The following is a 23,225-nucleotide window of genomic DNA, read 5'->3' on the forward strand; positions in this document are numbered from 1 at the left end:
GGTTGGCTCTGACGGCAATTAAAGCCCTTCATAAATAAAGCGACGCCTAAGATGACTTTTCCTCAACCTGACTGCTATCAAGTGTTAAAACACTTAGAGTTTCTCTCTTATCAACCAACCGATAAACTCAACCTCACCTGCTTATTTCATTCCCAGGATTCTCGCAAACGTCTAGACAAAGGTTGTAAACTGAATCGATTAAGCTGGGCGGCTATCGAAACTTATCAATCTTATGGTCGCGGAGTCTATCTGGTGGTTAATGGTGGTGGATATAAGAATAAGGATATCTCACAGGGTCGCGCTGTATTCTATGAACACGACTACCTAGATAAATTAAAGCAGGTGAATTTGTGGCAGGAACTAGAACTTCCTGCACCAACGTTTCAGGTGGATACAGGAGGTCGGTCAATTCACTCCTATTGGGTGTTTGATGAACCAATTGGAGTTGAGCAATGGTGTCATCTTCAGCGTGATTTACTAGAATACGCAGATGCTGACCGCAGCCTCAAAAATCCCGCCCGTCTCATGCGGTTAGCTGGCACTTGGCACATTTTACCCAAGGCTTGGGGAAATTCGGATTGGCTATGCAATTTGTCGCAAATTATTACAGAAACGGGAAGGGTTTATGGTTACGAAAGGCTACGAAATGCTGTACCTCAATTTCAATCCTGTACGAACTCATCTCCTCTTGTGGTTTTACCTAAAACTTCACCGATTCCTAAACCTATAGACTTTCCTAACCCTTTAACCATCCAACATTTCAATCAAATTCCGCTTCCTATTCCCCTAGCAATACCTCTATACTACTGCTGCCGAATAAAAGTGCGATCGCTCCTTGATTCCGGTGTCCCAAAAGGCTCTGGACGCAACAATGCAGCAATAGCTATTGGACTGGAACTGCTCACCGTAGAACGCTATGTGCAGTTAATGAATCAGCCTTTTTCGGACAGTGCTAGGCAATTGTTCAGTGGTTTCTGTACGCGCTCATTCATGACACCGGAAGAAGATGCTGAGCGCTGGAACTGGTGCTATGCTCAAAAGACTTCGATTACACAATCGCTGCAAAAGCATATCCGATATTGCATCCGCACTTGGTACTGGCAAGTTGTTAAAAATAAAAACAACATTATTGTTTCAGATTATAACCCGGTAAATGAGACATGAATTAGTAGTAGTATCGTTCTTATGTCACCCTAGGAGAAGTATAATAAGCAAAAATGGCTGAAATCTCAACTCCTATGAATGCAGAAGATACCTGGCTTGGTATTGACCCTGGACTAGCTACCGTCGGCTGGTCAATTTTAACAACAGACAGTAACGGGACGGTCTGTCTGATTGACTACGGAACAATTGAAACAGAGAAAACCTTATCAACTCCGGAACGCTTAGCTGAATTGGAGGAGGATTTGGTCACATTGATGGAAGAGTTTGAACCTACTAAGGCGGCATTAGAAATGCCCTTTTTTTCCCGACAAATCAAGGCAGCCGGGGGAGTTTTACAGGCGGTTGGAATTATCAACTTGGTTTGCTATCGGGAAGCTGAGATTATTCCAGTTTTGCTGCATCAATCGAGTTGGAAAGCCCATCTGGGCGATGGGCGAGCGTCTAAAGGTGAAGTCGCTGAAATCTTGAGTGCGCTGTTTGATTTAGAGAATCTTCCCGTTGATGATTCAGTGGATGCGATTGGGATTGGTTATGCTGGCTTATGTGGGTTGACTAACAATATTTCTTAGCGTTTTCATCTTTAAGTAGGTTGGTGGAAATAAACTCAACTATATTAAATTATGTAAACAAGCCTCAAACTCTTACAAAGGACGAATGACGATTCTGGCGGAGGACAGCGTGGGGCTTCCGGCGTATCATATTTACCAGACTGTCCCAGTTTCGGACAGCTTGTGGAACTGAGATGAACTGCCCAGCTCAAACATTAACTGATGACCGACCCCAAGGATTACGACGTCGTTATGGGTGGACAAACACCCAATCCTATCGGCTCCTTAGTTTTAGGAGGAATTGACGGAGTTCAACAACAACTTGCCAGTTCTAGTGAGGAAACCCGATGTGCTGCTCTTTTCAAAGCATTGGAATACCCAGACCAAGGGAAAACCCTTGTCATCAAAGCATTGCACGATTCGGCGTGGCAGGTACGGTGGACAGCGTATCGCTTGCTGATGCGCCTGGAGGAAGTCGATGACATTCGCAAAGCGGACGCAGGCGAAGCCAAATATTGCCAGCACTACCCAGATTTTAGGCGTTCTGAATCAACTGAAGTACATTCACTTGCCAAAAATCACCTGAAGTCCTATCTGGAGGAAGAACTGGAGCAGTACAGCGGTGCTATTGTCGGTACTGATTTCCCCGTGAGTGTAGCGCCTAACCACGATAGGATTGCCGATGTTGTTGCTATATTCCCAACCGGGTATATGGTTGCGTTAATGGTAGCAACGGAACCCATCAAACCCCAAGAATTAAACTATCAATCAATGGCATTGTTTAATGCTGGAGTTGATGTCATCTGGTGGTTAGGCGAAAAAGCGGATACCTTGAGGAATAGGCAATGGTCATTCCAATACTGTGATTGGACTTATATTTTGAATCTCTCAACCTGTCCAATTACCGACAACAGAGAACAATCTGAGGTAGAGTTTAATGAATTAAGTAAATATAGTTTTAATCATTTAACTGACAAGGTTAAAAGGATTAATTGGCTCCTCCAGTATATAAATTTTGGGAGTTATCCGGAGGAGTTGATGGTAGAAAAAGAATCCTTACAAAATTTATTACAAAGTGGTCAAAGCACCAACGGGTTGGGTCACTCAATTTTTATCCGAGCCATTCGACAAACTTTCCACACTTGGAGACGGCTGAACAATGCCCAGTTAAAACGAGGGTTGCTAATTCAGAATAAAGGGATAAGAAGTTTTGGCGGCGTGCTGGGTTCGCTCAACAGTCATAACCATCATACCAGAGTAACAGCGATCGCTAAGATGAATGATGGATATTGGCAAGTCACAGACGATGAGCAACTGATGAATTATTATTTGGGGTTCCCGCGCAAGTTATTCCCTCCAAGTGGTGTTCAAGCCATGAAACAAAGAGCTCATGCTATTGCCCAAATTAAGGCAGCATCCCAGGCTTTGATGGCTAAGGATTGATTGTTGGTAAGTCTATTTTTACCAATTCTTACGTCTTTTTACGTTTATATTTTTACCCTTCGCTTCACTCAATCAGATGCTTTTTACTTACCCAATGCTATCGCGACTGCTCAAAAAAGCGCGAAACAATTTGTAATAACTGACTATGACCCCAGCAACCGTCGAACAAGCCACCTTCCTACAAAACGCCACTATCCAACAACACAACTTATCTGCCCTCAATAAAACCCGCATCCGCTTCAAAATTGGACTGAAAAACACCACCCGCAAAACTGCACCCAAGTGGCAGCAAATTCTCAAAGCGAATACTGCAAAAACAGACGGCGAAGAACATACATCCTCTGACTTAGAAAAAGTCACCCGTTCCGAAGTCGGATTGCGGGGAATCTCCTGCTTCAAAGCCCTTGATGAAGCCACAACCCAACTGCGACGTGAAATCGATTCAATTAAAGATTGGATGACCCTTGATGATGGCGATTATATCTGCACTATAGAACTGGCACCCTTAGTCTGGCAACGGCTGATAGAAATTCGAGACGTTCTTGCCCCCTCTCTGCGCCAAGAACTCAAACAAAAGTATGCATCTGGACGAGCAGAATTTGAAAGTCGTATTGAAGAATTCCTCAGCGCCCAAGCGTGGAACCTCACAGATGATGAGCGGGAAGTAGCCCGCACTGAATTAATCACTAAGTTTCCCAAGTTTGAAGAGTTAGAAGATTACCTACAAGTCATCATTGGTCGCCCAGTTATTATCCCGGCTTTATCCGAACAACTCAACCAAGAACAAGCCGATTGTTTAAACCGAATTACTCAATTTATCGCCGAATATGACTCTAATCTCCAAGCCAGTCTCGAAAAAGCTGCCATTGCTGGCGGTCAGCAACTCGCTGTTCAACTGCTCGAAGATTTGAGCCAATGGGAACCGGGTAAAAAGCCGGCTCGATTCCGCAAACGAATTGAAAAACATCTGCAAAAAATTCAGGTTCTCATTGGCAATGCTAGCCCGAATAGTTCTTCCACCTTAGCACAACTCATGGAGCGCATCCAAAAGGTCTTAGAAACTGCCTCAGTCGATGCTAAAAAGCTCGATTCCCAGGGCAAAGGAGCGCTCCAAGAAAAAATGAATCAAATCTACCAGCGACTGCTGGGAGAACAGCGAAAACTCATAGAACTGGCTCAAGAAGAAGGACTTGATCGCTCTGAATGGGTAATTTTCAACGGTAATTCGTGATTGGTTACCCATGACTGTTTTTTCGGTTTTTTCCCAAAGTAAGCCAATTTTTGCTGACAAAAATTATGTCTCATTTTTCATCAATTACCACAAAACTAACTGACTCGGAAGCTCTCACCCAAGGTCTAACGAACCTGCTGGCTGCCAAGGGAATCAAGGCTCAACTTGAAGTTCATGATTCTCCCGTCAAGTTAATTAGCGACTATTCCCGCCGCGATATCGCCTATGGACAAATCGTCATTCGGCGCACCTATTTGAATACTCCGTCTCACTCGGCTTTGTTAGATGTAGGTTTCCTTTGGGATGAACAAGAAGGAGGGTTTCAACTCCAAGCTGACCCTTGGGATTTTAATCAGAATGCTTTAGGGAAAGCCTTTACTAAAGACGTGAAGGGTGGCTATAGTTCTCCGGTCAATACCTTTGTTGATGAAGTGCAACTTGCCCACGATCGCGCTTACATCAACATCCATTATCCTCCAGAACTCTGGAACTACACGGAAACCGCTCTAGAAGACGGCTCAACCCGGATTACCCTTAGCCAAAAACCCAGTCTGACTGAATCCGTTGAAGCTACGGCTACTTGGTAATTCACTACCTGTCCAACCACCCATGAAGGAGGTGCTTCCTTGCATCTCCTTTGCTTTTTTTTACTAATGGAACAAATGATGAACTCCCCAACTCAAATTCAAATCACTCTCAAAGCCGGACAACCTCTGAAAGTGGAAGTTCTTAATGCCCAAGGTTCGACTTGTACAAAACTCACACAGGCTTTGGATAAATTAGGAACTGCCTCCACAACCCTTAAACCGGAATACTACCAAGACTCCTCTGTTACCCTCACCGACCACATCAATATTGGAGAATAATATGGCACTGGACACTCAAGAAATCCGGCGACTGTTCAATGCCGGAATTGCCACCGTTGCGATTAATAGTCCCACCAGTTGCGAATTAGCGGTCACGGATAAAATTGCCAGTGACATTGCTGATTTGGCAGGAAATAGACCCTTTGAGTTCTACATCTGGGATTTAGCCAAAGGGCTTCAGAAAGTTGAACCAACAACCAGAAATAGTCAAATTACAGGCTTCAAAAAGTCTCCGGCGGCTAACTATAAAGCCCAAGGACATCCTGTTGAAGCATTACTCAAACATATCGAAGCCGAATGTCAGTCTTCCTCCCCCAATCGGACTCTGTTTCTGATTAAAGACTTGTACCCCTTTGTCGGTGGGATTAATCCCAATCCCGTTCTCGTGCGACTGGCGATCGATTCTTGGACGGCTGCCAAGCGATCGCCTAACCGAATTATCATCCTACATGACAACCTCATCACCCCAAGAGCCTTTGAAGATTTAGTGGTCGATTTGGAAAATCCCCTTCCCTCTGAGGTGGAAACGGAAACTATTCTGTCCTACCGAATTCAAGCACTGCAAAAAAGTGCCAGAGGGCAAAGCGTGGAGTTTCCGGTTGAACTGGACGCCAAAAACCATAAGCGATTGGTTCGCGCCCTCCTGGGAATGACACAAGAGGCGGCTGATGATATTATTCAGTACTGCGCCGTCACCCATGGACGCCTGGATGAAACGACTATTGAGGTGGTCAACCAACTCAAAACCCGGAAGTATGCAATCCGGGGAATTGAATACGCCCCTGCGCCGGATGTGGAAGTTCAGGGATTGCCCTTTCTCAAAGAATGGGCGACAACAATTACACCCTTGCTAGAACCCGAAGCCCAAGAACTTTATAACATCCCATTCCCCAAAGGAGCATTAATTGTCGGCGTTGGGGGTACAGGTAAAAGTCTTTCGGTGAAGTGTTTTGCCAAAGAATGGGGATTGCCTGTGATTGTAATGGATACAGGCAAGCTGATGACCAAGGATTTGGGTGGATCTGAATCCAATCTCAGAGACGCGATCGCGGCGGCTGAGAGTATGGCACCGTGCATTTTATTTATTGACGAGATGGATAAGATGTTTCCGGGTAGTAGTGGGAATGAAACTGATGGCGGTACAAGTCAGCGGATGTTCGGCTATTTCCTAAAATGGTTCCAAGAACGAAGTGCATCGGTCTTTGTTGCGGCAACAGCTAACCGCCCCTGGGGATTTAAGCCGGAACTGCTGAGGCGCTTCTCCCGCGTCTGGTATGTCCCCTTACCCAATACTGAAGCCAGAGAACAAATCTGGAGAGTCCAACTCCAGTACTACAAACTTTCTCTGAGTCAAGCGGATATTTCTCGATTAGCGATCGCCTCGGCGGGATTCACGGGTGCTGAGATTCGGAATATCACTGAATCCTGTGCCAGTATTGCTTACGCCCAGCAGCGTCCTACTCAGGTAACTACGGAAGAACTGCTCCGCCAAGGGAGCATCAAACCCCCACAGTTTATTAACTCTCAAGAACTCGAAGCTTTAGAAGAGTGGGTGCGTTCTGGACAAGCTCATTGGGCGGCACCTGACCCGCGAACGAGTACCCATCCAGAAGTTACGGATCGTCAGGTTTCTTGGGAGCGAAATATCATTTTTCCCGATTCATCTGAGTTTAATTAATCCGGTTCATGGTTCATGGTTGATTAAAAAGCCATGAACTATGAACTCTGAATCATCAACATTAGACTTCACCGCCCTGGCGTTCAATTTAACTAATATTAAACGCACCCTCATGATTGACAAAAGTCTCGCCATTACTCACAAATCCTTAATCAAAGTAGACCCACAGACCAATGCCAACAAATTTTGGCAAGCTTGGCTAATGCCCGATGGCAATTTGTACGTCGAGTATGGACGAGTTAATTATTCAGCCAGAAGCCATGTTTACCCTTGTAGCTCTGTAACGGTTGCTGAGCAGAAACTCGCCTATCTCCTTAGTAGTAAGCTCAGCAAAGGCTATCAAGAAGCTATCGTTGAATCCAATAATTTACAACAATTAGACTGGAGTTATTTTGGAGATAATGCTAAAACATTCCAAGAAAAACTGGCTCAAATTACTTCATTAGCAGATAAAATTGCTGACCATACCTCCCTTAATTTTGATGCCATCCAAGGTGTATTTACATCACAACTCGGTATCATTTCTCCTCAGACTATACGCCAAGCAATCCCAGCACTCCAACAAGTCTCGCTTCACCTAGCTAACCCCCAATCTCGTCAATTTAATCATGCCGTTGCCGACTATCTCACTCTTATTCCTCTAACCGTAGGGATGAAGCTAGATGCACGTTCCCTACTGGGAAATCCCGAAAAGATTGCAACTCAACGAAGAGTTTTATCCCAACTAGAAAAGGCACTTGATTTAATCAGCCAACTCCGTCAAGAAATGCTAAACGAAGCAGTTAAATCCCCTAAGAACTCTACAGAGCTTGGTGGATCTCTTGGGGAGTCTTTCTCGTTGACCCTCCTAAAAAGCCTTCTCAAACAGCAGAAGATTTCCGCTCTACACACATCTGTTGGACAAATAAAGGCTGCTAGCATTTTTTCTAGATAGACCACAACTGAACGGCATCAGTCCACTCATCAGGAGATAACGCTTCCTGAACAGGGTTGAAAGAGTGGATGAATCCCTTAAAAAATTGACCTTATTCGACTTGCACTCAATCATGAAAATTGCCAGATATCGCCTCAACCGAAAATCTGGACTCATCTACAGAACGCTAAACAACTCTTCCTATTTAGAAAAAATAGGAAACACGCTCACAGGCATAATTCTCCACGCCACTCCTATCACCTTTGGCGAACCTTTTCCCCATATGCCGCCCCAAGAGTGGATTGGACTATGCTTTATCGATTTCCAATATAATTGGGCTTACGCCCTGTTAAATAGCGGCAAATCCAATGCTTTAGCCCCTTTTTTAAACTACAGGAATTCGGTCAAAAATCTAGCCAATGTCGTTACAAAAATTACTTTGTCCCCACAAAGGTCAAAGAATGGTTCTCTGTGGTATAGTTACGCCTTTGCTGCCCAACCTTTATCCGACCAACGAGTAACAGAAATTCTCCTCAACCTTCCGGCTCTTCCCCTGATTGACCCAGACGTAAATTTAGACTTTCCTAAACCATCTGAGCCAATTCTCGATTCCCTAGAACCTGATGAGCGAACGAAATTTATCATCTGGAACGAAACCCTCTCTACCACCAATCGTCTACCCAGCGATGACACCTCTTTTTGAACAATGAATACTCCTCGTTTTTTTGCGGCATTTGGTAAGGGAGACTTCATCAAATACCAAGGCAAACGTTTGGGGTTTTGGGACGTAATCGGATCTGGGATTACCCCCTACGGCTATATATATTCCTTAGCTTATCAGCACGCCGTATTTCCCGATCCTACTATTCCCTTATTCGGCGATTGTGGTGCGTGGACTTATCGAAAGCAAGACACTCCAACTCTTTTCCAAGACATTGTTGATGCACAATGGGCGATTCGCTCTTACCAAAAACGTTTACACCCCAACCAGGAAACCTATGTCACTGCACCCGACCATATTTTATTCGCCAATCTCAGCCGCTGCCAACGCGAAGCCAGAAGGGAATTTAACTGGATTAACGCCCATAACTTCTTCAAACTTGCCAAAACCCAGTTGCCTCATACAACTCCTGTCGCTGTTGCTCATGGATTATCGATTTCTGAAAGAATCCGCGCCGCCTTGGACTTGGTTGAACTAGGCTACAAGCTAATCGGATTGGGGGGACTCGCTACTATTGGCAACGTCTCCCACGCCCTAACTATTATTCAAACCGTTGCTAACCAACTCCCCCGTTCGACTTCCCTGCACATCTTCGGACTATGCGCCCCACGCTATGCTAAAGCCTTTGCCCAACTTCCAAGGGTGTACTCATTTGATGGCTCAACCCATATCAGAGAAGCTTTTCAGGGTAATTTCCTGCAAACGGTTGAGGACAAACTCGTCAGACACCGCACTGAAAAAGAAAGAATTACTATTCCCCTGTGCCACTGCTATCCCTGTCGCCACCTTAAGAAATTGGGAATCGAACCCCGCTGTTGCAACACGAGACCTAATAACTTGGGGCGAGTTGTACATAATCTCAAAAGTCTGGTAACTGCTCAAAGAAACGCCCAGACGAACCGTCAGATCTTACTGATTGCTGGGGTGGCGAAAAAGCTCAACTATAAAGCACCTGCTATTGAACTGTATTGCTCACCGCTATTCAAGGCAACCCGACGTTACGCCGATGCTACAGCCAATGAATTTTATCTGCTCAGCGCCCTCCACGGTGTTGTACATCCACAGCAAATTCTTGAACCCTACGAGTGCAATCCCTACAAACTAAGCCCTTTTCAACGACGCGCTTGGTGCAACAAGGTGATCAATCAACTGAGAGCGATCGCACCCTTGGGCGCTGAGTTTGTCATTTTAGGGGGACGCCAATATTACGCAGGCATTATTGAACCGTTAGAAGCTGCCCAACTCTACACCGTTACTACCCCACTCGCTGGTCTCGCCATTGGCAGGAAACTGCACTGGCTTAAGGTTAACACACCTTCATTTCGGCAGCTTTCCTTAGGACTTTAGATTGACCAATCTAAACCCTCGATATCTGATAAGTAAGGAGAATAGATAATGGTTAATCCAGCTATCAATTCAAACGGGAATACGGTTAAACATATTGCCTGCCAACGGAATCTTTGTGAAAGAGAAATTGGCATAGAAATAGACGTTTTCCCCCACGCGGATTGGTCAAACTTGAAAAATCCCAAATTTAATTACCTGCAAGACGTTATTAAACGTAACGAATCTAGCGGAAACCGTCAAGACTGCCAACGATATCGCATTGTCGCCGCTCAGATAGTTCCCCCCTTCGATTTTGATGAACCCCCAACCTGGCTCTACGGACTCAAGCCGATTAATTATAAAGGCAAACTTTCTGTTAGAGAGATTGACTGGTACGGTGAAGATGAAATCTGCGCCTCATCTGAAGAGAGTTTACTTGGCGATATTGAGTTTTAGGATTTTCAGTTATGTCAAAACCAGCCCATCCCAGACAATCTCTCTCTTCTAATAACTCTCCTGCGGATAAGAATAGCAATCCAGACTCTCATTCCCTGGAGGAAAACACGACGGCAGACGAAAGTTACAACTTCCAGAAAACCCGAATCATTATTCATTTAGAACTTCTCCCCAGCTCTGAAGATAACCAAAACCGACTTGTAAACATTGGAGTGGGAATCAAGAACGACCCGCCACTTTTGGCGACAACAACACTATCTTCCCTAAACCTACCTCCCGTTATTCAACAGATGCTGGAGGAGCTACAATCGCAAATGCCAGAAAGAGCATTAGCGGCAAGTGAGAGAAAGATGTGGCGGCAAAAACAGGAAGACGGACAACGACAAAGAACGGTTAAACCGACTCCAAAACCCTGCAAGTTACCCCCAGCTCAACCTATTCATTTGCCGGATTCCCAATCCCTTGAAGCCCAACACCAATTAACGCTTTTCTAACCTCATTTTAATCATGCCCAAAATTCTCCTCGAAGGTCAGGAAATTATCCTGACTCCCGAACAAGCTGCTACAGACCAAGCCATCACGGATACCCTGCTTCCCTTCTATCCAGATATTGCCAATGCTACCTTTAAACGCACCGAAAACGAAGGCGAAACCCTAATTGAAATTGTCAAACGACCTGGGACAAAAGGCAACATTTACACTCCCCTTCAGATTCTGAAGGATTCACCAGAATACATTAATCCAGTGATTCTCTTGGCTGTACAACTTAAAGCCCTAGAAATCCAAGGCGCATTAACCCTCGAAACTCTCATTCTGCTTCAGCCAACACTACAAAATACTACTCAATTCGGGGAGAAAGAATCTACGGAAATCAAACGTGTTGCCTCTGCTCTAAAATCAGCTTCACCCATTCCTGCTAAAACTCCAATTCTTGGCTTTTGATACTGATTGTAAGCCGTGAATTTTGAATGGTTTTGACTCCGATTGTCACCTACACTAAAGCCCTCGAATCGTTGAATTTATTCTCCATACCCCTCTCGCTAGAAGAGGGAATGGACTACTTACAAAAGCTTTCGCAACAAGTTATTATCCTGTCGCTGTATCGGGAGTACTTTCCGGCTGAGTGGACTCAATCAACGGCAAGTACCCAACAGTATTCCGATGCTATCCAATGCTCTCACAGTCCCAAAGAAATGGAATTCCTCCGGTTAGTTGAAGAACGACTCTTTCCCATCGGACTTGAATGGGAATCGGTTGAGGCGCTGGAGGAACGCCTATCTTATATCACCGTTTATCCCCACGATTTGGATTGGTATCAACGGGGAATTGATGAGTTCGATGAATTTCACCAATTCCTTATCCACCTTTTAAGTCAGGAATTCCCTGTTTCGTTATGGCAAGAGCAGTTTGGCATAACGCCCAACTTCGTCCTACCTGTAGAACAACTGGATTTTGAAAAGCTGGAAACTCTCTGCCGACAAGCCCCTGAACCCTTAAGCTATTTGTACGAAGTCCTGAGTATTGTAGACCATTCTACCAACTGTATTTGGCTTGATTCGTGTTGGGAATGCGTGGAATATTTTTCTTGGTCAAGGGAAAGCTTGGACTTTTTAACCGAACAGTGGAAACTCGCGTTGCATCTCTGGGATAAGGAAAGCCGACTAAGAAGCTGGATTGAAGAAGATAAGATTCGATATTTGCAGCTCATTGACCTCTGGAATCAAGCTAAAAAATCATGATACCAACTGTTAATACTCCCTCTACGTCCCTACTGCCAATTCTACCTTCCATCAATACATCGACTCTTGCCAATTCCCTTGCTGACACAGCAGGGCAACACCAATCCTTATGTCAATTGCTCATCCTGGATGGGCAGTATATCGTCCGATACCAAGAGGGAGAAGCAACAATAACCAAACTTATCTCCCCTACTGCCGTTCGTCAAGCCTTCACTCATCTGCCCATTGACTCAGGATTCTTGCCCCCTGGTGTTATCCGCTGGGGTAGTGGTTCAGAGGGCGATTGGCTGGTTAAGTTCGTTCCCCCTAACCGCTACCCAATCTGCTGCATTCTTGCTGACAAACCCCTCACACTGGATATCCCCCTGCCGGGTTTGATTTTCCTGGGAAAGGGAAATCGTTACTATCTCTGGGCGGTGAAGTCTCGCCACTTCGACTGTCTCGCCCCAGTTTTCCACGTTCCCCTACCGAATGTTTCCCCTTCAGGGGCGATTTGCTTTGGTTCTAACTCTGTTCCCAATGCTGCTTCAGCTACCCTCGACCACGTTTGGCAGCTTTTTCTCTCTAGTCCATTTAATGGGGATAGTGCCAGTGGGAAATCAAAAGCTTACCCCAATGATGTGCGATCGCACCTTATTACTCTACAGGATGCTGGGAAGAAAAAATACCCACTCCGCGACTTGATCCCATATCGTTCTTATCGGTCTGCTCTAGAATGCGATACTCCTCAGGCTGGCACGGTCGAGGAGGTCATCAACCGAATCCTTTCATGAATAATACCATCACTCTACCACCTTTGGTGCAGTATCTGACTGCCCAATCAGATAAACTACCGCCTATCCAGGCTCAGATGGTTGAGTACGTGATAGCTGGTAATGGCGTCTTTAAACGAGGTAAGCGAGTTGGTTTAGAGGTAATGATTCCCATTGCTGAATGTCCAATTGGGGGACTTGCGCCGATTCAACCCTACTTGCATCTAGATTACCCCAAAGTACCTGAGCAATTGTTCACAGAAATGCTCGTGCGCTCTCAAGAAGCCTATCCGAATGAAATTCTGTTTTATCTGTACGGGTTGAATGGGCAATGGCAACTGGATATCCCGGCTCAAACGGCTACTCCGACCTCGGTTCAACCTGTACTCGGAGCATCTTACCACAATACTTTGATTGAGGTTCACTCTCACCCGACTCTAAGTGCTGATTTCTCCTCGACAGACGACGCTGATGAGACGGGATTTCGGATTTTTGGAGTCTTGGGGACTCTCTTTTCCCAGCCGACGTTTCGGCTGCGAGTTGGGTTATATGGTGACTTTTGGCATATCCCAGCTCATTGGATATTTCAAATGCCTCAGCTAATTTTGGATAGAACGACTGAGAAACAATAATGATAGATTCAGAATACAGCCAAGCCCTACCTGTCATGGTAGGAGATTATCGGTATGTGCAATTTATCCTTGTAGGATGTGGGGGAACGGGCGGGTTTCTCTCTCCCAGCCTGGCTCGTTTAATTCTCGCCCTTAACCAAAGGGGAAAGAAGACTTTTGCTACTTTCGTTGACGCGGATAACGTTGAGTCTAAAAATATACCCCGGCAAAACTTTGTCCAAGCTGAGATGGGATTCAATAAAGCTCAAGTGTTGGCTCGACGGTACAGTCTGGCTTATGGACTGGAAATTCGGGCAATTGCTTCTTCGTTTGAAGCGGAAATGGTTAAGCCAGAATGGGGGAAACTGACTGTTGTTATTGGAGCTGTGGACAGTGCGGCGGCACGAACTGAAATTGCCAAAACTTTGGAGATTAATCTAAACTATCAAGTTCCTAATATTTGGTGGCTGGATTGCGGTAATCAGGGTAACGGGATACCAGCGGGTCAAGTGCTATTGGGTTCTACTGATTCTCTGACGCTTCAAAATGCTTTTAATCACCCCGATACACCAAATTTTTGCGTCAACCTACCGTCTCCTAGTGTAGTAGCGCCGACCTTATTAATGCCTGAAAAAGAAGCTCTGCAATCAAGTCGTTTATCTTGTGCGGAAATGGCTAGGTTAAATCAACAAGCTCTGTTCATTAATCAACGAGTTGCCGCTGAAGCGATAGAGATGTTGGCACAACTAACTCTTAGCAGGGGACTGAAGCGTTTTGCTACCTATTTTCATGCCGGAGTTGGTAGCAGCCGTTCTGTGTACAGTTCGCCTAATACGCTGGTCAATTTTTTTAAGGAAAGTTAATACCAAAGACGATATGTTTTATTCATTTGCATCATGAGAGCAACCTCAGCATCGGCTTGGTCAGTTATTTCCATGCAACCCCAATTAGAACTTCTGCACAACTGTCTGTCTCAACAGGAAGGTATAAGCGTAAAAACTCAAATTGTCACAGCTATTCTTTATCCCTTGTCTCCATCTCCACCCCCTCAATTCGGGGACTTTCAAGTTGGGGCAATTGTTCAACGCGATCGCTATTATGGTATCGTGGCTAAGATAGAGACCAATTCCTATCGACCCATCACTATTGTCTGGGATAGTACGCCTGATGAAAAATCAGATTGTTTTGCTTACACAACGGATGAAATTCGCGTACTTCACATCAAACCTCTACCCAAATTTATTCCCCATCAAACGTTTATTTGTCTACCGCCAAAGACAGTCATTCAGCTAGAAGATGGGGAAATTTTGATGTTCAGCCAACCCAGTTATTTCGGGGTTGAGGCTGTCGAGAAGGATAGCGATCGCATCACGATAAGCAATCGCTGTGAACGACTGATAGTCCCACTTTCTAGTTTTCCTGGTTTTGCTATAGCTTGTACTGTACAATTACCGGATAAAGCCAAGTTAGAAGCGGCATCAAGAAGCCTTTCCCCATCTGATCTGAGGATTCGCTGCAAACTTTGGCTGTCGCTTTCTGCTGCCATTAATCTTCTAGAAATAGTTTACATCAATCCTGACTATCAAGATGAGTTAAAATTAAGGCTGATTGATAAGCTCAATCAAAGTGAATGGGGAAAAGAGTACACAATTTGTGACTTAAATGCGGCTTGGGGACAAGCTTGGCAGCAGCATCTTGACCAATTGATGAATAGCCAAGGATTGTACGGACTTAAACCCGGAGATTTAGTGATCAAAGAAGGTTGGAAAAGTCCAGGAACTGTAGTTAGTGTTAATTTTAATTTCAGTAAGTCTTTCACTATACAATGCCACGATACAACCAAAAGTTACAACCGTGGTGAACTCAGTAAAGTTGAAACAGTTTCCCTTTCTGCCAATGTCGTTTATCAACTTGCCGAAGACAAAGGTTATTTTCAAGTAGGAATTGGCTTCCGTACCAAAGCTTTAGCTAAGGCTTGGCTAAAACCCATCAAGCGGCTAGTGGGTCGGCTTTCCAACTTGCAGCGAATTGATTGTCCAGACTATGGGTTGACCGGGAAAAAATGGGAATATTCGGTTGAACGTCCTCGCCACAAGACTCTCTCGAAACGATTAGAGTATCTAAACAAGGTGGCTGACCTAAATCTTGAAGAACTTCCTCGTTAATTCTAATGTGGAAATGTTTATACTATTTTTTTAATAGCTCTATAAAACTTTGATTTCGGGGAAAAACGTAAGCCTTGACATCCCATTTATCAGTTGGACTGCCGCCAACAATCAGCAGTAGTGGTTCTGGGCATTGATAAAGCACTGAGAAAGCAATCCTCTTCATTTGCTTAATATCTGTTTGACTAGGATGAGGAGACTCATACGGATGAAAATGCCACTCACCTAGATAATATTGCTTGTTTTGATTCCATAGGTGATTCAGCCATCCTTGAAGACCAGATGTACCTCGGTTGAACCAGTTGCTACCGCTACGGGAGTCTGACGGGACACCAGAGACGGCTGTTATCACCGCGCAACTTTCTAACTCGGTGTAGAAGCCGACCAGAATTCCTCCGGTTTCATTAGTACCGGCACGGATACACATTTTCAAAAGTTGGGATAGCTTCTCCTCGGCTATCTTGAGTCCAAACCTGCGGTTATCAGACCAATACTCCAGGTCAGCCATATGCTACATCAGGATACACTCGGCGAACACCGACAAAACCCGGATTTCTCACAAAAAGATGAAAAAAGGGGTCAAAATATGCCAAAATATAGATATACCAAGCATTTCGGCAATTTAAGTCAATGACCCCACCATTAACAGATTGTATCCCAAAACAGTTCAAATTTAAACCCGTAAAATCTCGTCAGGTAATTGCCGATTTCCAGGGTGGAACCGTAACATCAGATGCGGGGTTAACATTGATTGCCGATTTAGACCGAAAACTGCAAATTACATCTCGCTTCGCCGCATGTTTTACCGATTACAGACAAGCCAATCGTATTGACCACTCCGTAGAAAGTCTAGTGGCACAAAGACTGTATGGGTTAGTACAGGGATATGAAGATGTAAACGACCATGAGCAATTACGTCATGACCCGATGTTCGGCTTGGCTTTAGGAAAAATTATAGGAGAGGGAAGGCAACCTGTAGTTCTAGCCGGAAAAAGCACACTCAATCGTTTAGAACATTGTCCAGAAACAGTAACCAACCGAGTGGAGAGCAGATATCATCGAATTGGACACAACGCATCGGCGATAGAAAAACTGTTCGTAGAATGGTTTTTAGAATCATACAACCAACCGCCCAAAGAAATAATATTGGACTTGGATGTGACGGATGACCAAGTACATGGGGAACAGGAAAAGGCTTTTTTCAACACCTATTATAATGGATTTTGTTACGCCCCACTGTATATCTTCTGTGGGAAACACTTACTGGTTGCTAAACTACGCCCCTCAAACGTAGATCCGGCAGATGGTGCATTAGAAGAACTAAAGCGAGTGATTAAGCAGATACGTAGCCGTTGGTCAAATGTGGGCGTACTCGTGCGTGGAGATAGCGCTTATGCACGAGAAGAAATCATGGAGTGGTGTGAATCTCAAGTCGGAGTCGATTATGTGTTTGGGTTGAGCAAGAATAACCGACTCATGCAAATGACCATGGAAACCCAGAAAAAAGCCCGTGCCAGTTATGAACACCACAAGCAAAGGGTGGAAAGTTTCTTAGAAACATTGTTTAATCCGGAAACTAAATTCCCCGAAGTCGAAAATCTGGTTAGCCCTTATGTATTGTACCGCTCAATCAATTACCAGACCCAGAAGTCTTGGAGTCGCCCTCGACGTGTAGTGGCGAAAGTTGAATCGAATCACACCGATGTCAAGGTGAGATTTGTGGTCACGTCAATTTCTACGAAAAAAGTCCCTCCAGGGGAACTCTATAGGCAAAAATACTGTCCGCGAGGGGAAATGGAGAATCGCTTCAAAGAACAACAGCTTGAGCTGTTTAGCGACCGAACATCCACCCATAGTTTTGAGGGGAATCAACTGCGATTGTGGTTTTCGTCAGTTGCTTACGTTCTCATGAATGCGCTACGAGGAAGATGTTTGGCAGCGACAGACTTACGCTCGGCTCAAGTCGGGACAATTCGGACTAAATTGCTGAAACTTGGCGCCCGACTACGAGTAAGTGTGAGACGAGTGTTAATTTCAATAAGTAGTGGTTGCCCCTATAAAGACATTTTTGCCACAGCTCATAGGTGCTTACAACTTCTCCCCCATCCGGGGTAAATCTAAAAAGAGTGCTGTAGGAGATGAAAATTGATGCAAGGCGAGTCAGGTTGTTGATATTTATTAGGTCTTCAGCCCAACTTGATCATCGCTGAAGTTATTCAGTTGGAATAGCTCAATAAACGGTCAAGCTAATTTCTAGCTAAATCTCCCCGAATAGGGGTGTATTTATGATTAAAATTATGGCTGAATTAATGGGATTTTTATTTCCTCATTAAAAAGGCAATTTTTTTCGCGTTTGGGATGATTTTTCCACGGCTTGTGAGAAATCCGGGTTATTGCATCGGCGATTCTTCTCCCATGTCCACCGGATTTGCTCTAGGGGATGGGTATCTTGCCACTCCTCTGTATCGCGATCAGGAATGCGAAGTGGTGAGGTTCTCCACTCTGTCTCTTTGCTTGCAGCATCCAAGCGATAGCGCAAATTACTGAAAGACATTATAGACCTATCTTCTAAAGAAACCCATGAAGGAACCAAGCGCCAGTCATCATCAGCTTTAGGGGTTTCAGGAGTATCAAAGGAGGTTACACTATCAGCATTGAAAATTCGCATTTCGCTCTCTGATGGGGCTGAAGTGACCACAAGATCGAGATCGACGTATGACAGTTCAATTCCAAAGGAACGTCCCTGTGGTTCATATTTGCCCTTGTAATACTTTTCCAGAAATGGGACGAATAACTCAAGTGCTTTCTCAGGTGTGTATTCGTCCTCGCTCAGTTTAGTGACAACAATTACATCAACATCTGCTCGCTTACCCCCCTGTGGACGAATCGCCGTTGCACGACGGTAGCTGCCCTGTAGAAAAGTATTCACAATAATGGGAGACAGTGTTTCATATGCGTAAAGTCGCTTTCGTAGGGTAAGATGACCAGTCTTGTAGTCATTGACGTGGTAATCTTGAGGACGGATTTCGGCGAGAAAGTCGTTGAAATATGAAGGTAGATCCATACTTAGCCTGCTTGAAAGTTCTAAATGTTAGCTATTGATGATTTGGTTGAGTTAGGGGTGGAAATATCAGAGATGGTTGATATGCACCAGGTGCGCTGGTGTCAAAGTCATATTCATAGAGAATGCATCGCCCGAGGCTTCGTGCAAGTTGACCGATGAAGAAGACCAAAGCATTGGGGGCAGCAGCAAAGATGTGTAGCCTCCCCTGCCGTTCGGGAATGGTACGATCACTCCTGAGATGAGCCGACAATTGATCAGCCAGCAGTTTTGCATGGATTGCATCTACAACCGCCTGTGAACCAAGTCTAGAGGAAGCAGTGCAAGATATAATGCGGCGAATTGGCAGATCGGCTTGAGTAATATAGACCTGAACATCCGGCGCAATATCGTGGGTCACAGATAGAGCAACAGCAACGTCCGTGCCATCTTCTGAAATCAACTTTTCGATAAAAGTCCAGGACGGGTACTGATCGGAGTTGGGGTGTGGAGATGGTCGCCAGATTTCTCGACCGGATGCAGTAGACTGAATGACTGCCACATCAATCCCAGACTTTGAGTCCAAACAGTATCCTGCTACAAAGGCAATTGACCCATGGGTGTGGAGATGGATATGGCAGCGCTGACCAGGACGCAAGGTTTTGGAAAGAAAGCTCTCAACTGCTGGGTATATCTGTTGCTGCCAGAGTTCAGGAGACCGAATGCTACGCCCGTCGAACCATTGCAGCAGGTCTAGCATGGCGTCGGTGTCATCTTCCAAGTTTTCAGCCCACCTTAGGAAACTACGAATCCCAACACGGTAAGCATCGGGTTCAGGAATAGAATGCCCCATCCAAAGCTTCTCCCGTCTACAAATTGCCTCAATTTCTGAGCGAGTAAATTCAGTTTTTCCACCTAGAATGAGTTTCCGCGCCAAGTCGTCGTATGCATGACAAAGGCTGCCTTCTTCAACGGGAACGAGTCCAGACTGGCGTAAATCCTTGTTTAGCATATCGCTTAGTTCTTTAAGAGTTCGTCCTTGACGAATTCTTAAAGGGCGGAGAATAACTTGAAGCTCCTCATCTGTGTCAATCCCCAAGTGTTCGCGCCAAGCAGCACGAAGCTTGCCCAATTTTGAGTTGCGACCACCCTCCGCCAACCTGTGCCAATCGAGCCTGCCATCAGTCTGTGAATGGACTTGTGCCAGAAGGTTGTCGGGATGAACCGACCAAGGGGAGTAGAGAATGAAATGAGCCTCAGTACCGTTAGGAGCATATTGCTTTTGGGCATTCTTGAGGCGTTGAAGTAGGGAAACTGATGTCGCATTGATGAAACCAGGGTCCATCATGCCCTCCCAAGTGAAGGCTCCTGCCGAAGTTACATGGAACTTTACCTGGTAGTATTCCGCCAGAAGGGGATTTCCCTCGCCATCATCCATACCATCATAGTAGGCAACAACATCATCAAAAGACTTCACATTATTAGCTTCATACGCGACACGTACCACTTTCTGACGTTCACCAAAAAGACGGCAGACCTGAAGCCAAAACCACCGAGCTTGGTAGTCATCCCCTTGAATGCGAGCGGCAATTGCCCTTGCCATACCTAATTTCTCTCCCCGCTGCGTGACGTGACAATAGTTTTTGAGCAAAATTCATGACTGCCATTGCCAGAAGTGATAGGTATACTGCAAACCCTTCGAGGTAACCTTGTAATCACGCCAGACTAAACGTTGGTCGTGCAATCGTTTCAGACGGTTGCTTGCAGAGTTAATGGCGAGTCCCAGAAGGGCAGAAAGCTCTGGCGCTGTCAGAGAGCTACGCTGGCTCACAAGCTCCAAAGTTTCTCTGAGACTTGACTCCAATTGACCGATACACTGCCATTTACCATTGGGTTCAATTACAAGAAACGCCAGCTTTAGCTGCCGAAACTTGATGATGGAATTGATGTTTGTGATCGAGTCTTCAGTCAAACCCTCAAGTAAGATGCAACGTTCTCCAAAATTGCCAGCAGCAATTCCTTCTCCAAGACGAATCAGGGTCTCATCCGCAAAAGAGGCATCTATGAGCTGATTTTCTGGGAAAGCCAGTATTAATCCTTGACCTTCATTAACATTCTGAAGACACGTCTCTAGAATGTGGTAAGTTTGCTCACCATTATGTCGGGTGAGAAACAAACGTTCCGAGAGTCCAAGATCTAAGCCAACCAGAGCCATGTCTTGGCGCTCCATCTTCTCTCCTTTAGTTCTTCACTATTCACTTTACCTTAGTGACTGTTCACCATACTCTTGTGAACACTCTATTCAGTGTAGCGAATACACCAGCAATTCGTCAAAACTTGTCAAACCTGTAGTGGTGCGTGGAACTCTACAGCAATCTGCGCTCCTCGTATATTGGCTAATCCGCTATGTCCCCGCCTCCTGTCTGAACCCTTACTGAAGATGGCAGCGGTTTCAGAGCGCAGCCATAAATAGCCTCCTTCAGATCCTGCAAGCTGTTCCACTGTACGCAGACCCAACCCACCTCGACCAGTAGAGCGAGCTGTTCGTTGACCACTCATCGCCTCGTGCAGGTAGTCGAGTGGCTCCTGAGCAATCGAACCGTAACGTGCAGTTAAGCTTCCCCGTATTCCACAACCCAAGTCGCCAGTTGCCAGACAAACAATCACCCGGTTTTGTTGAATCATCTGATACTTCTGAATCAGCACACATCCATGGGTGTCCCCACTATGTTCATAAATATTGCAGCACACTTCACTAAGAACTCTGAGTAAATTGCAGAGGTCTTGAATTCTCAGCCAATGAGAAAAGATCCGCTCAGCCCGAGAGACTACGGTTGTTACATCATTAGGACTAGAGATCTTTGTTAGTTCGAGCAGATTTGGCGTCTGGGGGTCTCTAGTCCATTCTGCACTCAGACTGTTGGGGGGTTGCAGCCAATCTCTACCAATATCAAAAACATCCATGCGATCTAGGTACAAGTACAGCTGATCAGCGAGATTTTCCAATCTAACAGGGTAGCCTGAGCAGCTACACAAGTAACGAGCGGCAGCAATCAGAGCAATAGCACCATAAGGACCCCCCACCTCAAACGCGACTGCTCAAAAAAGGGCGAAACGTTCTACTCAAGACAATGAACTCGCCCTACAACTTCCACAACCTTCCCCAAACCAAAGGCATAAAAACCCAACTCCAAAAGAACATCCGCGCTGTCAAACTCCTCCAACAACTCCAACGAGAAAACCGAAAACCCACCGAAGACGAACGCCACCAACTCGCCGCCTTCGTCGGATGGGGAACCGTCGCTAGTGCTATCAACCGGGATACCCTGGAACTGCTACCCGATAATGACCTCAATACCGATAACGCCTTCCAAACGCCTCAAAACATTATAGAAGCCATCTGGAGTGTTCTAGAAAACCTGGGCTTCAAATCAGGACGCATCCTGGAACCCGCCAGTAACATTGGTTCATTCCCCGGACTTCAACCCTCAGACTACCGCCACCAGTCTGAGTGGGTCTTAATTGAAATCGACCCCATTGCCAGCGCGATCGCTCGCCACCTCCACCCCGATGCTATAGTATACGGCAGTAGCACCAGCACCAAAATCGGCTTTCAACACGTCGAACTCCCTGCCAACAGCTTCGACCTGATTATCTCCAACTTTCCCTTCGGAACTACCGCCCCCTTTGACCCCAAATACAACCCAATTGTCAGCAACCTGCATAACTACTTCTGGGCAAAAAGCTGGGACGCATTGCGAAACGGTGGCATGATTGCCGCGATAACCTCCACCGGAACCCTGGATTCAACCCCAGAATTCTGCCACTATTTAGCCTCTCTTGGGGCAAAATTAATCGGAGCCGTGCGCTTACCCAACAATGCCTTCAAAAGCGCCAACACCTCAGTCACCGCTGACCTGATTATCCTGCAAAAGAGTGACCCCCCTCAAGAAATTACCCAATGGGGAGAAACCGTTGATAGTCCCCTTACCAACTCTACAGGGAAGCCAATCCCCATCAACCGCTACTTCCAAGACCATCCGGAAAGGGTACTGGGAACCCTGACCCATTGTAAACTCTATGGTAGCGATCGCGTCGCCGTCGCCCCCGACTCTCGCCCCCTCAAATCAGCCATTATTAATGCCTTCCGTTCCTGTCCAAGCACCTATCAACCCGCACCAGTATCCACCCAAACCCTACAATCACTACTCCCACCCCTGGAGTGCATAGGAGAAGACCCCTATCGCTACCTCTTTGTTGAAGGAAACGTCCACCAATACATCCCCAATCAAGGCTTAGTCAAAGTAACCCAACACAAACATCATATTGCCGACGCACTCCGACTTAAACATACCCTAGACCGCCTCATTCAAGCTGAAATCAACAATAGCCCAGACATGGAAACTCTGAGGCAACAGCTTAACCTGCACCATGATTGGACTTTGGACAAAAAAATGAGTTTGCGTAATTTTTACGCAAACTCATTTTTAACTTAATTAAGAGGAATTAATTTGACGATGACCGAAAAGTTTTACTCGTCTTTAACTCCCTCATTTTTCCCAGAGATATCCG

At 45.6% G+C, this 23,225-nt stretch carries 25 protein-coding genes; 20 read left to right on the forward strand and 5 right to left on the reverse strand.

Annotated features, from left to right (window positions below; translation table 11 throughout):
- Nucleotides 1-51: 51 nt before the first annotated feature.
- The 18 genes from RH949_RS32445 to RH949_RS32530 all read left to right on the forward strand — a co-directional run bounded on the left by RH949_RS32445 (nt 52) and on the right by RH949_RS32530 (nt 15,613).
- Nucleotides 52-1,164, forward strand: coding sequence for a hypothetical protein (locus RH949_RS32445; protein ID WP_006102396.1), 1,113 nt, complete (start codon nt 52-54; stop codon nt 1,162-1,164).
- Nucleotides 1,165-1,217: 53 nt separating this feature from the next.
- Nucleotides 1,218-1,733 (forward strand): crossover junction endodeoxyribonuclease RuvC, encoded by a 516-nt coding sequence (locus RH949_RS32450; protein WP_044208371.1) that lies wholly within the window; start codon nt 1,218-1,220, stop codon nt 1,731-1,733.
- Nucleotides 1,734-1,934: 201 nt separating this feature from the next.
- Entirely contained in the window at nt 1,935-3,155 is a 1,221-nt protein-coding gene (locus tag RH949_RS32455) for a hypothetical protein (protein WP_157453246.1), read from the forward strand.
- Between the two features lie 145 nt (nt 3,156-3,300).
- Complete coding sequence (locus RH949_RS32460; protein ID WP_006102554.1) at nt 3,301-4,386, forward strand: hypothetical protein; 1,086 nt, start codon at nt 3,301-3,303, stop codon at nt 4,384-4,386.
- A 65-nt stretch (nt 4,387-4,451) separates the two neighbouring features.
- Nucleotides 4,452-4,973: a hypothetical protein gene (locus tag RH949_RS32465; RefSeq protein ID WP_006102573.1), complete on the forward strand. Its 522-nt coding sequence runs from the start codon at nt 4,452-4,454 to the stop codon at nt 4,971-4,973.
- 75 nt (nt 4,974-5,048) lie between these two features.
- Nucleotides 5,049-5,252, forward strand: coding sequence for a DUF2997 domain-containing protein (locus tag RH949_RS32470; protein ID WP_198016503.1), 204 nt, complete (start codon nt 5,049-5,051; stop codon nt 5,250-5,252).
- Nucleotide 5,253: 1 nt separating this feature from the next.
- Nucleotides 5,254-6,930, forward strand: coding sequence for an AAA family ATPase (locus RH949_RS32475; RefSeq protein ID WP_446359022.1), 1,677 nt, complete (start codon nt 5,254-5,256; stop codon nt 6,928-6,930).
- 40 nt (nt 6,931-6,970) lie between these two features.
- A complete protein-coding gene (locus tag RH949_RS32480) occupies nt 6,971-7,864 on the forward strand; it encodes a WGR domain-containing protein (RefSeq protein WP_446359024.1) in 894 nt (297 codons plus the stop codon).
- 112 nt (nt 7,865-7,976) lie between these two features.
- Nucleotides 7,977-8,546 carry a hypothetical protein gene (locus tag RH949_RS32485; protein ID WP_157453245.1) on the forward strand — a complete coding sequence of 190 codons (570 nt, stop codon included), beginning with the start codon at nt 7,977-7,979 and terminating at the stop codon, nt 8,544-8,546.
- 3 nt (nt 8,547-8,549) lie between these two features.
- Nucleotides 8,550-9,911 (forward strand): DUF6884 domain-containing protein, encoded by a 1,362-nt coding sequence (locus tag RH949_RS32490; RefSeq protein WP_446359026.1) that lies wholly within the window; start codon nt 8,550-8,552, stop codon nt 9,909-9,911.
- A gap of 48 nt (nt 9,912-9,959) precedes the next feature.
- Nucleotides 9,960-10,346, forward strand: coding sequence for a hypothetical protein (locus RH949_RS32495; RefSeq protein WP_446359028.1), 387 nt, complete (start codon nt 9,960-9,962; stop codon nt 10,344-10,346).
- A gap of 11 nt (nt 10,347-10,357) precedes the next feature.
- Complete coding sequence (locus tag RH949_RS32500; RefSeq protein ID WP_446359030.1) at nt 10,358-10,840, forward strand: hypothetical protein; 483 nt, start codon at nt 10,358-10,360, stop codon at nt 10,838-10,840.
- Nucleotides 10,841-10,853: 13 nt separating this feature from the next.
- Nucleotides 10,854-11,288, forward strand: coding sequence for a hypothetical protein (locus tag RH949_RS32505; protein ID WP_006102464.1), 435 nt, complete (start codon nt 10,854-10,856; stop codon nt 11,286-11,288).
- Nucleotides 11,289-11,314: 26 nt separating this feature from the next.
- Nucleotides 11,315-12,085: a hypothetical protein gene (locus tag RH949_RS32510; RefSeq protein WP_446359032.1), complete on the forward strand. Its 771-nt coding sequence runs from the start codon at nt 11,315-11,317 to the stop codon at nt 12,083-12,085.
- Nucleotides 12,082-12,858 carry a hypothetical protein gene (locus RH949_RS32515; protein ID WP_446359034.1) on the forward strand — a complete coding sequence of 259 codons (777 nt, stop codon included), beginning with the start codon at nt 12,082-12,084 and terminating at the stop codon, nt 12,856-12,858. Before RH949_RS32510 ends, RH949_RS32515 begins: the two co-directional genes overlap by 4 nt.
- Complete coding sequence (locus RH949_RS32520; protein WP_446359036.1) at nt 12,855-13,469, forward strand: Mov34/MPN/PAD-1 family protein; 615 nt, start codon at nt 12,855-12,857, stop codon at nt 13,467-13,469. Before RH949_RS32515 ends, RH949_RS32520 begins: the two co-directional genes overlap by 4 nt.
- Nucleotides 13,469-14,311, forward strand: coding sequence for a ThiF family adenylyltransferase (locus RH949_RS32525; protein WP_446359039.1), 843 nt, complete (start codon nt 13,469-13,471; stop codon nt 14,309-14,311). Before RH949_RS32520 ends, RH949_RS32525 begins: the two co-directional genes overlap by 1 nt.
- Before the next feature lie 33 nt (nt 14,312-14,344).
- Nucleotides 14,345-15,613, forward strand: a complete 1,269-nt coding sequence (locus RH949_RS32530) for a hypothetical protein (RefSeq protein ID WP_446359041.1) — start codon at nt 14,345-14,347, stop codon at nt 15,611-15,613.
- A 22-nt stretch (nt 15,614-15,635) separates the two neighbouring features.
- Here RH949_RS32530 and RH949_RS32535 read toward each other — a convergent pair whose 3' ends face one another.
- Nucleotides 15,636-16,121 carry a Mov34/MPN/PAD-1 family protein gene (locus RH949_RS32535; RefSeq protein WP_446359043.1) on the reverse strand — a complete coding sequence of 162 codons (486 nt, stop codon included), beginning with the start codon at nt 16,119-16,121 and terminating at the stop codon, nt 15,636-15,638.
- Between the two features lie 122 nt (nt 16,122-16,243).
- Here RH949_RS32535 and RH949_RS32540 point away from each other — a divergent pair, with 122 nt between their 5' ends.
- Nucleotides 16,244-17,728 carry an IS1380 family transposase gene (locus RH949_RS32540; protein ID WP_446359045.1) on the forward strand — a complete coding sequence of 495 codons (1,485 nt, stop codon included), beginning with the start codon at nt 16,244-16,246 and terminating at the stop codon, nt 17,726-17,728.
- Between the two features lie 214 nt (nt 17,729-17,942).
- Here the strand turns inward: RH949_RS32540 and RH949_RS32545 are convergent, their stop codons facing one another.
- From RH949_RS32545 to RH949_RS32560, 4 genes are all read right to left on the reverse strand, one after another.
- A complete protein-coding gene (locus RH949_RS32545) occupies nt 17,943-18,677 on the reverse strand; it encodes an SMODS domain-containing nucleotidyltransferase (RefSeq protein ID WP_446359047.1) in 735 nt (244 codons plus the stop codon).
- A 31-nt stretch (nt 18,678-18,708) separates the two neighbouring features.
- Nucleotides 18,709-20,256, reverse strand: coding sequence for an SAVED domain-containing protein (locus RH949_RS32550; RefSeq protein WP_446359049.1), 1,548 nt, complete (start codon nt 20,254-20,256; stop codon nt 18,709-18,711).
- Nucleotides 20,257-20,307: 51 nt separating this feature from the next.
- A complete protein-coding gene (locus tag RH949_RS32555) occupies nt 20,308-20,883 on the reverse strand; it encodes a hypothetical protein (RefSeq protein ID WP_446359051.1) in 576 nt (191 codons plus the stop codon).
- A gap of 110 nt (nt 20,884-20,993) precedes the next feature.
- Complete coding sequence (locus RH949_RS32560) at nt 20,994-21,338, reverse strand: hypothetical protein (RefSeq protein ID WP_446359053.1); 345 nt, start codon at nt 21,336-21,338, stop codon at nt 20,994-20,996.
- A 446-nt stretch (nt 21,339-21,784) separates the two neighbouring features.
- Here RH949_RS32560 and RH949_RS32565 point away from each other — a divergent pair, with 446 nt between their 5' ends.
- Nucleotides 21,785-23,149: a hypothetical protein gene (locus RH949_RS32565; RefSeq protein WP_446359055.1), complete on the forward strand. Its 1,365-nt coding sequence runs from the start codon at nt 21,785-21,787 to the stop codon at nt 23,147-23,149.
- The last annotated feature ends 76 nt before the right edge of the window (nt 23,150-23,225 follow it).

The sequence above is a fragment of the Coleofasciculus sp. A1-SPW-01 genome (assembly GCF_040217205.1).
GTDB classification, from domain to species: Bacteria; Cyanobacteriota; Cyanobacteriia; order Cyanobacteriales; family Coleofasciculaceae; genus Coleofasciculus; species Coleofasciculus chthonoplastes_A.